Below are 12,951 nucleotides of genomic sequence, written 5' to 3'. Positions count from 1 at the left end.
CGGTTTCTGAAGGCGAGTTACGAGGTGTCAAAAACTGATGAATCGGGCCGGAAACTCACTCGAGCGTCGCGATCAAGAGGAACGTTTCCGGGCGGACGGCCTCGTGTTCGATATCGAATCCGGCGTCGCGGAGGGCGGTCGCCGCCTCGTCGGCGCTGTATCGCTCGTCGACCGGCGGACCATCCTCGCCGGAGCCGGTCGACGCCCAGTCGACGACGACGAGTCGGCCGTCGGGCGCGAGGACTCGTCGAATCTCCGCGAGCGCGTCGTCGCTCGCGAACTCGTGGTAGGTCATCGTCGAGAACGCGGCGTCGAGCGCGTCGTCGTCGAACGGGAGGTCGCTCACGTCGCTGGTCACGAGGGCGACGTTCTCCGGGACGCCCTTTTCCCGATAATACTCGTGCATCGCCTCCTGAACGTCGACCGCGTGGACCTCCCCGGCGTGGGGTGCGACGTCGTCGGTGAAGAAGCCGGTGCCGCTGCCGAGGTCGGCGACGGTATCGTCCGGCGACAGCGAGAGCGACCACAGCAGTTCCTCGGCCGAGAGGAATCGGTATCGCCGTCCGGCCCGTTCTAGCTGATCCGCCCGCCCGGCGTCGAACGTGTGGTAGCCCACGGTCACGTACCCTCGGCGGCTTTGTCGACGAGTTCGCCGGTCTCGGCGACAGTGCCTGCCGTCTCGTCGTCCGGAGCCCTCCCAATGAGCCGCGCGGCTCGGATGCTCGAGAGATGGGGAGCGAGATCGATGGGACACATCATACTGTACAGTATTGAGCCGCTCATAAAATTAATTCCGGCTGCGACGCCTCGATACGCTGGCATGCTTCGTCGCCTCCACGGCGCTCACACTGACTCGTGGGTATGCGTCACATAGAAGAAACGGGGAATTCGGTTCACGCGCTGCGGGATTCTCCCGCCGGCGGGGTGACGTCGTGAGCGAGGCGACGGCCGCCGTACGCCACGGCGATCATCGAGAGTCCCGTCACGAACAGGTTCACGCCGACGGCGAGGCCGACGACCCAGACGGCGTCAGCGGGGAACCCGGCCAAGAGAAGGACGGCCAGGACGAGCGAGAGCGCGCCGCTGGCGGCGATCCATCCCCGGCCCGAGTCGCGTCCCATGCGGAGGGCCGTTCCGAGTTCGACGACGGCGTCGGCGAACAGGTACGCGATGACCAGGAGCGTGAGCGTCAGCAGGCCGACGATCGGGTTCACGAGCGCCGCGATACCGCCCAGAACCGAGACCGCGGCGAGCGTCAACTGCCAGAGCGTTCCGGTCTGTCCGCGCGCAGCGACGGCGCGACTCCCGTGAACGAACCCGCCGAGCACCAGGAGCGATCCAACGAGGTACGTCATCGCGATGCCGGTCACGAACGGGAGCGCCGCGGCGAGGATGCCGAGTATCGCGACGATCCCGCCCGCGATCGCCAGCGTCTTCCATTCCGTCTCGAGCGCGCTCGTTTCAGCGTCCGCAGTTACTGTACTCATGTGGTTCACCAGTTTATCTAACGTCACACACGGATATATAGTATATACACCGATTGACAGTTTGTCCGGGAAACGGACCGGTCCGAAACCGAGACCGCTCGAGTCCGTGCGGATCTCCCGGCATTGCAGTCGTCGCGACGGAGGGACGCGCGACGCTGCCGCTCTGAAGTGAGCCGTCGAGCGGGTTGACGAATGAGTTCGAATCGGAAAATCGACCGGAGCGTTTTCGTCGCGCTGGGCCGACCCTCGCGTATGGACGAGGACAGCGTCGTACTCGAGTGTCGCGACTGCGCGTTCCGCGAGTCGTTTGCGAATCTGGGCAGTGCCCGCGTCGCGCTCAACGATCACGAATCGAAGACGGACCACGACGCCGACTGGCAGATCAAGCGCGTCGCCGCCGGCGTCGAACGGGCGGGTGCCGACGCGGGCGTCTGCGGCGAGCCCGACTGTGCGAATTCGGACTCGCCACTGCTCGACTGGCGCCGACTCGACGGTGAGCCGTGACGACCGTCAGTATCGGTCGTAGACGGACTGGCGTTCGGTCCTCACGTTCTTCGATGGTTGCCCGGCCGACGCCGATCACTCCGACGACGGCGGTGCGACGCCGAGTCGGCCCTCGACGAACGCGGCGAAGTCGTTCGCGAACGCCTCGACCTCTTCCCAGTCGGTGTACTCGTAGTCCCTGGATGCGTCCGTGTCGCCGGTGGCCTCCCTGGCGATCCGCTTCATCACCAGCCGTTTGAGGAACCCGTACTTCGAATACCGGAGCGCACCCCCGAAGAGGCCGACGCGATCGGGTTGCCACCCCGTCTCCTCGACGAACGCATCGACGTAGCCCGCGGCCTCCGCCCGCCGCGTGTCGTCGTCCGTCGCCGACGACAGCGACACCTGGAAGAACCCCGTCGGGCGCGACTCGAGGGCGTCTCGGTGGTCCGTCGCGAAGGTTCGGACCGCGGCCTGCTGCTTTCCAACGTGGATCGACGCACCCACCAGCACCGCGTCGAAATCGTCGACATCGACCGACCCCGAATCGGCCGCGACGTCGGTCACGGTCGTCTCGTGACCGCGCTCCTCGATCGCGTCGGCGACGGTCTCGGCGATCTTTGCCGTCTGTCCCTCGCCCGTTCCGTATATCACGAGGATAGATACCATACGACGCGGTCCATCAGTAGGACGAAAAAATTCAGGGTTCGACCGAAGCCACGCCTCAAACCAGTACACGAAGCGGGCGAAGCTACCGATTCAACGAGTGAAGGTCGCGTTGTCGTCGATACGAATGCGCACGCGATTCTCGATTCAGAACGGCACGTATGTCCGTGAGTCCGGCTAGTCGTCCCGGAACATCCCTACGTCGAATTCAGTTTCCCACCGCGGGCGTTCTGGCCCCGGCATCTCATCAGCACGGTCTCGCAGTTCGGCCGTCGTCGTCCAAGGGTGGCACTGGTTCATCGCCTCGAACCGTTTGAAGAAGCTCAGATGGACCCAGCTATATTCGGCGGGCGGCTCATCGAGATCGTTTTGACGCTCTTTGATCACGTCGGTGAGTTCTCGCTCGGTGATCTCGATACCTTCCTCTCGCGCTGCTGTCAGTAGCGATGCGATTTCCGCTTTCTTCTTCTCGGCGACTCGCTGCTCACTCTCGATATGATCGAAGTCGGCGTAATACACCACCAGAGCAGCCTGAATGACGTCTTCTCGTGTCTCCAGGCTATCGCGGGTGAGGCCAGTATAGTCACGCGGGAATACGAACGTCTTATTCGCGAAGAGTGCTCTGACGACTCCGAGTTCCGGGCTCTCACCGCCGCTTTCTTTCTCATAGACGCCAGCGACGTAATCTGCTGCCTCACCGAGGAGGTTGATCTTGATGTCGAATTCGGGGACGACCGCGGTATCTAAGTTGATCGTATCCCCGAGAACGATCGATTCGGCGTTCGTCGGCATGTTGAGACAGTTAGCGAACTCTCGAAGGCGCCGTCCGTATTCGCTGCGGTAGCTCCCAAGAATGAGATAGCTACTATCGGCTTGCTCGAACCGGGGGAGTTCTTCGTTCATATAGCGGACGACTGCGTGGTAGTCCCCCTGTGGCGGAGAGATAATTCCCTCGAAAATTCGGTCGACAGCCCGGTAGATGGCGTATGAATTGCGTGGAACCCGTGGGCCACTCATATATCCGACTACAGACGTGTTCGTCTTAAAAACTCGCATTCGGGTTGGAAATTCGCTCTAAATCCAACTCGCCCATCCCGAATAGTTACGTGAGTGGAGACGAAATGGACACGTATGAGCAATAGTGTGGGAGGTCCAGGAAATCCGATCGGCGGCGAGGCAGACCCGTTCGGCGGTGACGACGTCCTACCGATCGAGAAACAGCGACGGGCACACCAATTCCTCACGCAAGAAACCCGCTACCACATCATCCAAGCCGTGCTCGGGCATCCACGGTACCTGGCGACGCTCGACGAGTTCGAATACCTCGTGCCCAAGAATCGCTCTACCATCCGGGAGCATCTCGACCGGCTTGCAGAGAAGCAGGTGATGGCGAAGTACAAATACCGTGGAGATGAGGCCGAGCGTAACGATCCACGGGAGTTCTGGGGGTTGACCAGCTACGGGGTCACCCTCTTGGATGAGTACAGCTACCTCCGGTACGTCCCGGTTCTGCGTGCCCTGCAGGAACATCTCTATCTCACCGAGAAAATCAAACGCCATCAGGATGCGCCTCGACCAGACCTGCCAGAAGACGTTAGCGATGCCCTCAAAATTCCAGAACTAGACGACGAAACAGAGACACTTATCGATGACGTGCTCGCTGCCCGAGAACACGGTGGCGGCCGCCTCTTCGATGCTCCTCCTATCGAGCCGAACGAAGACATCGAGACCGAAGACGGTGCGGACCGGCCTCTCGACGAACTCTTCTAGTCCGCTGGCTGCTGTCGAATCATTGCGCGCTGGAAGTGGTTTTGAGAACGTCGAGGAATATCGAGTCACCGCACGTTGCGCTAACAGGGATGCCGCCTCGACGAATCGGAGCAACCGTCAGCTACCCACCGCTGAAGCAGCGGGCTTGTCAGCGGACTCCCGTACTCTCGACACGAACGCGTCGGACGCCACTTCGGGAGCGTTCACGGTCATCGTCCCAAACTTCAGGGCGTACTGACAGAACGCTCCTCCAACGGGGGACTTCGGCCTCCGTCGGCAGTAGATACAGGTGACCGAACGAAGAACCCGTAGCCACATGGCCACTTCTCGCCCGCCTGTTCCTCGTTCGTACGTCCTGTCAACGGCGGTGATATCGATCTTGACCGCGGTCGCGACGACCGTCGGGCTGTTCGTCCCCGGGTTCTATCGCGACGCGCCAGTACTCCTCCCGCAGATGTACGGACAGGACCTGTTGACGCTCGTCGTCGCGTTGCCGGCCCTCGTCCTGTCGCTGTACTTCGCGACCCGGGGATCGCTTCGCGGCTACATCGTCTGGCTGGGCGTGATCGGCTACCTGCTCTACACGTACGCTTCCTACTCGTTCATGACGGCGTTCAACGAACTCTACCTGATCTATACGACGCTGCTCTGGCTGACGCTCTTCACGTTCGTCGGCGGGATGGTCCGGCTGGACGCGACCGCGCTGAAGCGATCGGTGGGGCGGCGGTCCGACCGGGCGTACGTCGCGTTCCACCTGCTGCTGGGCGTCCTGATAGCGTTCCTCTGGCTCTCGGAAATCTTCCCCGCGATTCGCTCCGGGACGATCCCACCGAGTATCGTCGAGGCCGGACTCCCGACGTCCGTCATCTACGCGTTCGATCTCGGGATCATCGTTCCCGCGTTCGTCCTCACCGCGTACTGGCTGCGGGTCGGCCGACCCTATGGGTACGCGTTCACCGCCGTTCTCCTCGTGAAGATCGCCACGCTCGGCGGAGCGGTACTGGCGATGGCGGTTTTCATGATCCGAGACGGGCAGGCCGTTCCCGCCCCCCAGATCGTTATCTTCGGGGCGTTGACGCTCGGCAGCGTCGTGCTGATGGTTCGATTTCTCCGCTCGATCCCGTCTGACTCGAGTCCGGTCTCGAACACATTGACTGGTGACGAATGAAGAAGCGAACGCGAACACCGCGGTGGGACGGTGTTCGATGAGCCCCCTCTCCTCCCTTCCTCTCGGGGTTCATCCGATCTCGTGGCGCGGTAGCGGTCCGAGTGACATCCGATAGCGACACCAGTTCTCCGTCAGATTGTATTGCGCAATACACACATAACCCTTAAACGCCGTCGGCTCGTACGGAGAACTGATGGCAACCGATGCACGCGGCGGTGCTGCAGGAGAACCGATCGACGAGCCCCTCCACGTCGAAAGCGAGGCTCACCTCGAAGACGTCACCGCGGAGTACAATGTCGTCCTCGTGGACTTCTACGCCGACTGGTGTGGCCCCTGCCAGATGCTCGAGCCGGTCCTCGAGGGACTGGCCGACGAGACAGCGGCCGTGATCGCGAAAGTCGATGTGGACGAACACCAGCAACTGGCGGCCACCTACGGTGTTCGCGGCGTCCCGACGCTCGTCCTCTTCGCGGACGGCGAACAGGTCGAACAACACACCGGCGCGCTGCCGGAGGACCGACTCCGCGAGCTGATCGACGACTACGCCGAGTAACCGGCCGTCCGGCGTCGGCGCCGACTTCTGCGACACGGTGATCGTCGGCCTTCGGCGGCCGTCCCCGCCACTTAGGCCGACCTCGAGTCGCTAGGTCGGCTCGAGGGCTCCGAATCGGCGGCCAGCCGGCGCTGATGGCGATTTGATAGCGCTCTCAAACGCCTTCGATTCCACGACGGTCTCTTTGGCAGAAATGGCTCGCGGATTATTGTATAGTAGACACTATAATACGAAAGGATAATAACAGAGGATCCCACATATCGGAACGGGTGTAGTCAGCGCGGTATTCGAAACGCTACACTCTGTCAGAGGCACGTCTCCACCAATCGGCGCCCACGCCGTCTCTTTCAACGTGGCAATCGCTTTCTGTGTCGGCGACCGGCTCGAGGACGCGTAGATTCGGCTTTGAAGCGCGGGCTCGGTATCGGCGAAAGATTAGACGAGGAGTTGGATGTCGGATTCGGCCATGTGTTGCAACGCGGTGGCCGCGCCGACGCCGGTGGTGACGCCGTCGTAGAAGTCGTCCTCGTCGTAGTCCATCAGCTCGATGGTCATCTGGCAGGCCTGCAGGTCGACGCCGCTCTCGAGCGAGAGGTCGATCAACTCCTCGATGGTGGCGGTGCCGTTGTCGTCGATCTTCTTCTGCATCATCTTCGTGGCCATCGTGTCCATGCCGGGGAGCGCGGCCACGGCATTCGGGACCGGCATGTTCGGGTTCCCGACGGCGCTCAGCTTGAGGTCCGCCGACTTCTCCTCGTGGAGGATGTCGAGTCCCCAGAACGTGTGGAAGACGACGACCTCCCAGCCGAAGGCGGCCGCCGTGCTCGCGAGGATCAGTGGCGGATACGCCATGTCGAAACTTCCCTGTGTCGCGACGATGGTCATCTTCTTCTGATCGTCGCCAGTGTCCACCGCTGCCATCGACTCCTCCAGTTCCTCGACGCGCTCGCGCAGCGCCTGCAGCTCGGCGGCGTCGACGTCTGGATCGGCGTCGTCGACCGACGAGGTGGGGTTGTCCGTGCTCATTATTCCGTCTTCTTCACGTAGTGGGTGTAGAGATCGCCGTCCTCGACCTGCTCGAGGAGTTCGACGCCGTCGGTTCCGTCGGCCCACCCCTGAATGTCGCTCATGCTGCCCGAGTCCGTCGCGACGACCTCGAGAACGTCGCCGGCCTGGAGGTCGTCGATCGCTTGCTTAGTCTTCACGATGGGCATCGGGCAGGACTGTCCTTTCACGTCCAGCGTCTCCGCGGTCTGGTATTCCGAACTCATTGTTTTGTGCTCCGTATTGGAGCTATCGTACAATATAGCCCTCTCCCTCATAAGGGCATCGGTTATTGCACAATACACGAACATCCGAACAGACGCCGAATGAGATGATTAGCGATTTATCCTAGTGTTAGACCGCCTGTGGGCGCGCTATATGAAAATTATACCCGATGGACTACGATTCTGGCCATAATCTCGCCCCTTCTATATTGTATGTATTGTAAAATACTATCCGAACCCTTAAGTGCCAGCGGCCGATACTGATGACTGTACATGGACGATATGGACCTTCCAATGCCGGACGTCGAAGTCGAATCGGTCAGCCCCGACGGGCTGAAGGAGCGGATCGACGCGGGCGAAGCAGTCACGCTCCTCGACACTCGTATGGAGTCAGAGTACGACGAGTGGCGAATCGAGGGCGAGAACGTCGAGTCGATCAACGTTCCGTACTTCGAGTTCCTGGACGACGAGATCGACGACGATGTCCTTGCTCAGATTCCCAACGACCGCGAAATTACGGTTCTCTGTGCGAAGGGCGGCTCGAGCGAGTACGTCGCCGGGACGCTGAAAGAACGCGGCTACGACGTGGACCACCTCGAGGACGGGATGAACGGCTGGGCGCGCATCTACGAGCGCGTCGAAGTCGACCGCTACGACGGCGCGGGGACGCTCTACCAGTACCAGCGTCCCTCGAGCGGCTGTCTCGGCTACTTCCTCATCGACGGCGACGAGGCGGCCGTGATCGACCCGCTGCGCGCGTTCACGAGTCGGTACCTCGAAGACGCGGACGATCTGGGGGTCGATCTACAGTACGCGATCGACACGCACATCCACGCGGACCACATCTCGGGCGTCCGTTCGCTCGACGCGGTCGGCGTCGAAGGCGTCATCCCCGAGGCGGCGGTCGACCGCGGCGTCACCTACGCCGACGAGATGACGCTGGCCGCGGACGGCGACGAGTTCCAGGTCGGTTCGGCGACGATCGAGACCGTCTACACGCCCGGTCACACCTCCGGGATGACCTCGTATCTGATCGACGACTCGCTGCTCGCGACCGGCGACGGGCTGTTCGTCGAGAGCGTCGCCCGCCCCGACTTAGAGGAGGGCGACGAGGGCGCGGAAGACGCTGCAAAGCAGCTCTACGAGTCGCTGCAGGAGCGCGTGCTGACCCTACCCGACGACACGCTGATCGGCGGCGCACACTTCAGCGACGCGGCCGAACCCGCCGACGACGGCACGTACACGGCACCGGTCGGCCAGCTCACGGCGGAGATGGACGCCCTGACGATGGACGAAGACGAGTTCGTCGAATTGATCCTCTCGGACATGCCGCCGCGGCCGGCCAACTACGAGGACATCATCCCGACGAACCTCGGTCAGCAGGAGGCTGACGACGAGGAGGCGTTCGAACTCGAGCTCGGTCCAAACAACTGTGCGGCCAGCCAGGAGTCGCTGGCGGATGACTGATCGACATGATCGAGATCGCAATGCCTGCTGAACTCGTCGCCCAGGCGGTGCCGGCCGAGCCGTTTCCAAACGGGATTGCCCGATACGCCATCGGGGGACTGCTCGTCGGCCTCGGCGCGGTCGTCATCTACCTCGGGACGGGAATCGCCGCGGGCGCGAGCACGTTCCTCGAGTCCACGCTCTCGTACGTCTCGGACCGGTCGCGGTTCCAGCAGTACCGCGCCTCTCGAGACTGGCGCGTCGTGTTCACGCTGGGGATCGTCCTGGGGGCGGCGGTGTACGCCGCCGTCTGGCAGGGCGGCGCGTGGACGACGAACGTCCAGCCCTGGCGGCTGCTAGTGGGCGGCGTCTTCGTCGGGATCGGGACGCGTATCGGCAAGGGTTGTACGTCGGGCCACGGCGTCTGCGGCGTCGGCTCGGCGTCGAAGACGTCGATCGTCGGCGTGATCACGTTCCTGACGGTCGCGATCGTGACCGCCCAGCTCGTTCAGGCCATCGGGATGTCACCATGAACGGGAACCGCCATCCCCTGTTCATGCCGCTGATCCTCGTCGGTGGCCTGATCTTCGGGTTCGGCCTCGCGTTCAGCCACATGGCCCGACCGGAGGTTGTACTGGACTTCCTCCAGTTCGACGACTTCGGACTGCTGTTCGTCATGTTCGGCGCAGCGATCGTCTCCGGGATCGCCTTCGCGGTCATGCCCCGGATACGCGACGGCGCACCGCTGACGGGCGACGCGTACCGTCGTCGGCTGAAGGCGTTTGACCGAAACGTCCTGATCGGCGGCGCGATATTCGGCGTCGGCTGGGGGCTCTCGGGAATCTGTCCCGGCGCCGCCTACGCCAGCCTCGGGATCGGCAATATCACCATCCTGTGGGCGCTCGTCGGCATGTTCGCCGGCGCCTACCTGCAAGGCGTCTGGCGCAGCAAGCGTACCGCGGCCGAAACCGCCCCGGCGGGTGCCGACTAACGCCGCTCGAATTTCGAGACCTAAACTGCAGCTTTCTGTACACTGATGGAACCTGCAACGATACTGCTGTTCGTCACCGCCGCCGTTGCGAGCCTGTTCATGGCCTGGGTGATCGGCGCCGGCTCGAGTGGCGCGACGCCGTTCGCACCGGCCGTCGGCGCAAACGCGATTCCGACGATGCGCGCGGCGTTTTTCGTCGGGGTCCTCGGCTTCGCCGGTGCAGTGACCCAGGGTGGAAATGTATCCGAAGCCGTCGGTAACGGCCTCGTGGACGGAGTCAGCCTCCCGGTCAGCGGCGTCATTGTCGTCTTGCTGATCGGCGCCGGACTGATGGCGATCGGCATCTACACCGGCTACCCGATCGCGACCGCGTTCACCGTGACCGGGTCGGTCATCGGCGTCGGCTTCGCACTCGGCGGCGATCCGGCCTGGGGGAAGTACGCCGAAATCGGCGCGGTCTGGGTGCTCACGCCGTTCGTCGGCGGGGGCATCGCCTACGGAATCGCGAGCGTTCTTCCGCGACCGGACGTTCCCGAGAACCTCAGCATTCCGATACTCGCCGGTATCGTCGGCACCGTCGTCGCGAACCTCGAGTTCGCGTTTCTCTCGTCGGTCGGGGGAACGCTCGCTGCCGCCGGGACCACGCTGGTTCCCGTCGACGGCACCGCCGCGACGATCGCGGTCTCCCTCGGGATCGGGACGCTCGTCGCGGCCGTCGTTCGCTGGGATGTCGGACGTGATCAGGCCGACGGTCTGCGCCGGTTCCTGCTCTCGCTCGGCGCACTCGTGGCGTTCTCGGCGGGCGCGAGTCAGGTCGGGCTGGCCGTCGGACCGCTGTTCCCGCTGCTCGAGGAACTACCGATGGTGTCGCCGATCGCGGTCCTGCTCGGCGGCGGCGTCGGAATCCTCGTCGGCTCCTGGACGAGCGCACCGCGGATGATCAAGTCGATCTCCCAGGAGTACGCGTCGTTGGGGCCGCGCCGATCGATCGCGACGCTCGTGCCCTCGTTTCTCATCGCACAGAGTGCGGTCCTGCTGGGGGTGCCGGTCTCGTTCAACGAGATCGTCGTGAGCGCGATCGTCGGAAGCGGGCTCGCGGTCGCCGGCGGAGCCGGCGTCAGTCCGCGAAAGCTGGGACTCACCGTCGTCGCCTGGGTCGGATCGTTCGCGCTCGCGTTCGGACTCGGCTACGGATCGATGCTAGTCATGGGTAACTGACGACGTCTCGCGAGCGATAGTCGACTGCTCCGTTCGCCCAACACGCTCAACAGGTCGGCACCGGGTAGTAGCCGTATGTCGCTGTGGAAATCCCGTCGCACCGTCTATTACTTCGTACTGGTAGTCGTATCGACCGTCTTCTTTACGCTCCTGTACAACTACGGCATGACCGCGTGGGAAGGCCGCCCGCAGCCGCTGTATCGGTCCCTCGAGATCGTCTTTCAGACGTACACGACGACGGGATACGGCCAAGACGCGCCGTGGCAGACGCCGCAGATGAACCTGCTGGTGATTGGGATGCAACTCGCCGGAATCGGGCTCATTCTCACCGCCGCGGACGTGTTCGCGGTTCCGTGGCTCCAGAACGCGCTCGCGCCGTCGGCACCGACGGCGGCGACGGATCTGGAGGATCACATCGTCATCTGCGAGTACTCCCCTCGCGGCGAGGCGTTCCTCTCGGAACTCGAGTCGCGGGGCCGGGAGTACGTGATCGTCGAACCCGACGGCGAACGGGCGACGGTCCTCCACGAGGACGAGTATCGGGTCATACACGGCGATCCGGAGTCGACCGAGGCGCTCGAGAACGCGGGCGTCGGGCGGGCGACGGCCGTCGTGGCCGACGCCGCCGACGACATCAACGCGAGTATCGTTCTCTCCGCGAAGGAGGTGAACCCGGACGTTCGGATCGTGACGTTCGTCGAAGACGTGGCGCTCGACACGTACCACCGGATCGCGGGTGCGGACGAGGTCCTGTCTCCCCGACAGCTTTTGGGCGAGAGCCTCGCCCGCCAGGTCCCGACGGCCGTCACGACGGTGATCGACGACGCCGTCGAACTCGGGAACGATCTGGAACTGGTCGAACTCTCCATCGAGGCGGGAAGCGACCTCTGTAACCGGACCGCCGAGGAGGTACGGCTCCGGAAACGGTTCGGTGTCGACGTCGTCGGCGTCTGGATCGACGGACAGTTCGAAAGCCCGATGGATCCGACCGTGGAACTGGACGACGACGTTCGACTGTTGGTCGCCGGCGAACCGGAGCGGATCGCGGCCCTGCGCGAGGAAGCGACGTCGTCCGTCCGGCCGTTTTCGTCCCAGCGGGTCCTCATAGCCGGGTACGGCGAGGCGGGGTCGACCGCTGCTGACGTCCTCGCCGGGACGAACTCGGACGTAACCGTGATCGATCGGCAAGAGAAGGCGGGCGTCGACGTCGTGGGGGACGTCAGGGAACCGGACGTCTTCCGCGAAGCGGACATTGACGACGCATCGGCCGTTATCGTCACGCTCAACGACGACACGACGGCGATCTTCACGACGCTGATCGTCAGCGATCTGAACCCGGACGTCGACGTGATCGTGCGGGCGAACGAACCGGAGAGCGAGAGAAAGCTCTACCAGGCGGGCGCGGCGTACGTTCAGTCTCTGGCGACGGTCAGCGGTCGAATGCTGGCCTCGACGATCTTCGAGGACGAGTCAGTGCTAGCGGTGGACAAACAGATCGACGTCGTCAAACTTCCCGTCGGTCGGCTGGCGGGTCGGACGCTCGTCGAGGCCGACGTCCGATCCGAGACCGGCATCGTCGTCCTCGTCGTCGTTCGCGACGGGGAAACGATCTCGGAGTTCGATCCCGCCACCTTCGAATTCGAACCGGGCGACGAGGTCGTTATCGCGGGGACGGACGAGAGCGTCCACCGGTTCGAAACGACGTTCCTCAGGGAGGAGTGAGCGCCGGTTCGCCACCGCTGAAACCGCTCGAAGTCATCCAGCGTGATCGGCGATACGCACGCTCGAGGCCGCGAACCCGCCCGGAAGTGTCCGGGACCGACCGTCCGGCGGCGTTCTTCGAAGAACAGGGAGACGGAATCCGACGGCCATACCCGATACTATGAACGCCCGGGACCTCG

General features: G+C 63.4%; 16 protein-coding genes and 1 pseudogene. 10 read left to right on the top strand and 7 right to left on the bottom strand.

Annotation, left to right across the window (positions count from 1 at the left end; all coding sequences use genetic code 11):
* Positions 1-55: 55 nt before the first annotated feature.
* From HTUR_RS21170 to HTUR_RS21165, 3 genes are all read right to left on the bottom strand, one after another.
* The gene (locus tag HTUR_RS21170) at positions 56-616 is read right to left on the bottom strand and encodes a class I SAM-dependent methyltransferase (RefSeq protein ID WP_049942028.1); all 561 of its coding nucleotides are present in this window, start codon (positions 614-616) and stop codon (positions 56-58) included.
* Positions 617-618: 2 nt separating this feature from the next.
* Positions 619-759, bottom strand: a complete 141-nt coding sequence (locus HTUR_RS27610) for a hypothetical protein (protein WP_187291497.1) — start codon at positions 757-759, stop codon at positions 619-621.
* Between the two features lie 134 nt (positions 760-893).
* Positions 894-1,487, bottom strand: a complete 594-nt coding sequence (locus HTUR_RS21165) for an HdeD family acid-resistance protein (RefSeq protein WP_012945386.1) — start codon at positions 1,485-1,487, stop codon at positions 894-896.
* 252 nt (positions 1,488-1,739) lie between these two features.
* Between HTUR_RS21165 and HTUR_RS21160 the strand changes: the two genes are divergently transcribed.
* Complete coding sequence (locus tag HTUR_RS21160) at positions 1,740-1,991, top strand: DUF7542 family protein (RefSeq protein WP_012945385.1); 252 nt, start codon at positions 1,740-1,742, stop codon at positions 1,989-1,991.
* A 75-nt stretch (positions 1,992-2,066) separates the two neighbouring features.
* Here the strand turns inward: HTUR_RS21160 and hemG are convergent, their stop codons facing one another.
* Complete coding sequence (gene hemG, locus HTUR_RS21155) at positions 2,067-2,639, bottom strand: menaquinone-dependent protoporphyrinogen IX dehydrogenase (protein ID WP_012945384.1); 573 nt, start codon at positions 2,637-2,639, stop codon at positions 2,067-2,069.
* 16 nt (positions 2,640-2,655) lie between these two features.
* On the opposite strand from hemG, the pseudogene HTUR_RS26915 reads away from it, so the two are divergent.
* Positions 2,656-2,783: pseudogene (locus HTUR_RS26915) on the top strand (IS5/IS1182 family transposase); the annotation flags it as partial.
* 30 nt (positions 2,784-2,813) lie between these two features.
* Here HTUR_RS26915 and HTUR_RS21150 read toward each other — a convergent pair.
* Entirely contained in the window at positions 2,814-3,653 is an 840-nt protein-coding gene (locus HTUR_RS21150) for a hypothetical protein (protein WP_012945383.1), read from the bottom strand.
* A gap of 114 nt (positions 3,654-3,767) precedes the next feature.
* On the opposite strand from HTUR_RS21150, the gene HTUR_RS21145 reads away from it, so the two are divergent.
* The 3 genes from HTUR_RS21145 to trxA all read left to right on the top strand — a co-directional run bounded on the left by HTUR_RS21145 (position 3,768) and on the right by trxA (position 6,127).
* A complete protein-coding gene (locus HTUR_RS21145) occupies positions 3,768-4,406 on the top strand; it encodes a hypothetical protein (RefSeq protein ID WP_012945382.1) in 639 nt (212 codons plus the stop codon).
* Positions 4,407-4,722: 316 nt separating this feature from the next.
* Complete coding sequence (locus tag HTUR_RS21140; RefSeq protein ID WP_012945381.1) at positions 4,723-5,574, top strand: hypothetical protein; 852 nt, start codon at positions 4,723-4,725, stop codon at positions 5,572-5,574.
* A gap of 193 nt (positions 5,575-5,767) precedes the next feature.
* On the top strand, positions 5,768-6,127 hold the full coding sequence (gene trxA, locus HTUR_RS21135; protein ID WP_012945380.1) for a thioredoxin: 360 nt from the start codon (positions 5,768-5,770) through the stop codon (positions 6,125-6,127).
* Positions 6,128-6,562: 435 nt separating this feature from the next.
* On the opposite strand, the gene HTUR_RS21130 is transcribed toward trxA, so the two are convergent.
* On the bottom strand, positions 6,563-7,153 hold the full coding sequence (locus tag HTUR_RS21130) for a DsrE/DsrF/DrsH-like family protein (protein WP_012945379.1): 591 nt from the start codon (positions 7,151-7,153) through the stop codon (positions 6,563-6,565).
* Positions 7,153-7,398 (bottom strand): sulfurtransferase TusA family protein, encoded by a 246-nt coding sequence (locus tag HTUR_RS21125; RefSeq protein WP_012945378.1) that lies wholly within the window; start codon positions 7,396-7,398, stop codon positions 7,153-7,155. Before HTUR_RS21125 ends, HTUR_RS21130 begins: the two co-directional genes overlap by 1 nt.
* Before the next feature lie 270 nt (positions 7,399-7,668).
* Here HTUR_RS21125 and HTUR_RS21120 point away from each other — a divergent pair, with 270 nt between their 5' ends.
* The 5 genes from HTUR_RS21120 to HTUR_RS21100 all read left to right on the top strand — a co-directional run bounded on the left by HTUR_RS21120 (position 7,669) and on the right by HTUR_RS21100 (position 12,772).
* Complete coding sequence (locus HTUR_RS21120) at positions 7,669-8,862, top strand: MBL fold metallo-hydrolase (protein WP_012945377.1); 1,194 nt, start codon at positions 7,669-7,671, stop codon at positions 8,860-8,862.
* Positions 8,863-8,882: 20 nt separating this feature from the next.
* A complete protein-coding gene (locus HTUR_RS21115) occupies positions 8,883-9,374 on the top strand; it encodes a YeeE/YedE family protein (protein WP_049942027.1) in 492 nt (163 codons plus the stop codon).
* Entirely contained in the window at positions 9,371-9,832 is a 462-nt protein-coding gene (locus HTUR_RS21110) for a YeeE/YedE family protein (RefSeq protein WP_012945375.1), read from the top strand. The genes HTUR_RS21115 and HTUR_RS21110 overlap by 4 nt, the downstream gene beginning before the upstream one ends.
* A 45-nt stretch (positions 9,833-9,877) precedes the next feature.
* Positions 9,878-11,050: an inorganic phosphate transporter gene (locus tag HTUR_RS21105; RefSeq protein WP_012945374.1), complete on the top strand. Its 1,173-nt coding sequence runs from the start codon at positions 9,878-9,880 to the stop codon at positions 11,048-11,050.
* 75 nt (positions 11,051-11,125) lie between these two features.
* Positions 11,126-12,772: a potassium channel family protein gene (locus tag HTUR_RS21100; RefSeq protein ID WP_012945373.1), complete on the top strand. Its 1,647-nt coding sequence runs from the start codon at positions 11,126-11,128 to the stop codon at positions 12,770-12,772.
* The last annotated feature ends 179 nt before the right edge of the window (positions 12,773-12,951 follow it).

The sequence above is a fragment of the Haloterrigena turkmenica DSM 5511 genome (assembly GCF_000025325.1).
Taxonomy (GTDB): domain Archaea; phylum Halobacteriota; class Halobacteria; order Halobacteriales; family Natrialbaceae; genus Haloterrigena; species Haloterrigena turkmenica.
Note: the sequence above shows the minus strand (reverse complement) of the source record. Positions and strands in the feature narration are given on the sequence as shown.

Excerpts from the sequence above, each read along its gene's own strand:
- HTUR_RS27610 (WP_187291497.1), bottom strand. The coding sequence starts at position 759 with ATGATGTGTCCCATCGATCTCGCTCCCCATCTCTCGAGCATCCGAGCC.
- HTUR_RS21165 (WP_012945386.1), bottom strand. The coding sequence starts at position 1,487 with ATGAGTACAGTAACTGCGGACGCTGAAACGAGCGCGCTCGAGACGGAA.
- HTUR_RS21160 (WP_012945385.1), top strand. The coding sequence starts at position 1,740 with ATGGACGAGGACAGCGTCGTACTCGAGTGTCGCGACTGCGCGTTCCGC.
- hemG (WP_012945384.1), bottom strand. The coding sequence starts at position 2,639 with ATGGTATCTATCCTCGTGATATACGGAACGGGCGAGGGACAGACGGCA.
- HTUR_RS21150 (WP_012945383.1), bottom strand. The coding sequence starts at position 3,653 with ATGAGTGGCCCACGGGTTCCACGCAATTCATACGCCATCTACCGGGCT.
- HTUR_RS21145 (WP_012945382.1), top strand. The coding sequence starts at position 3,768 with ATGAGCAATAGTGTGGGAGGTCCAGGAAATCCGATCGGCGGCGAGGCA.
- HTUR_RS21140 (WP_012945381.1), top strand. The coding sequence starts at position 4,723 with ATGGCCACTTCTCGCCCGCCTGTTCCTCGTTCGTACGTCCTGTCAACG.
- trxA (WP_012945380.1), top strand. The coding sequence starts at position 5,768 with ATGGCAACCGATGCACGCGGCGGTGCTGCAGGAGAACCGATCGACGAG.
- HTUR_RS21130 (WP_012945379.1), bottom strand. The coding sequence starts at position 7,153 with ATGAGCACGGACAACCCCACCTCGTCGGTCGACGACGCCGATCCAGAC.
- HTUR_RS21125 (WP_012945378.1), bottom strand. The coding sequence starts at position 7,398 with ATGAGTTCGGAATACCAGACCGCGGAGACGCTGGACGTGAAAGGACAG.
- HTUR_RS21120 (WP_012945377.1), top strand. The coding sequence starts at position 7,669 with ATGGACGATATGGACCTTCCAATGCCGGACGTCGAAGTCGAATCGGTC.
- HTUR_RS21115 (WP_049942027.1), top strand. The coding sequence starts at position 8,883 with ATGCCTGCTGAACTCGTCGCCCAGGCGGTGCCGGCCGAGCCGTTTCCA.
- HTUR_RS21110 (WP_012945375.1), top strand. The coding sequence starts at position 9,371 with ATGAACGGGAACCGCCATCCCCTGTTCATGCCGCTGATCCTCGTCGGT.
- HTUR_RS21105 (WP_012945374.1), top strand. The coding sequence starts at position 9,878 with ATGGAACCTGCAACGATACTGCTGTTCGTCACCGCCGCCGTTGCGAGC.
- HTUR_RS21100 (WP_012945373.1), top strand. The coding sequence starts at position 11,126 with ATGTCGCTGTGGAAATCCCGTCGCACCGTCTATTACTTCGTACTGGTA.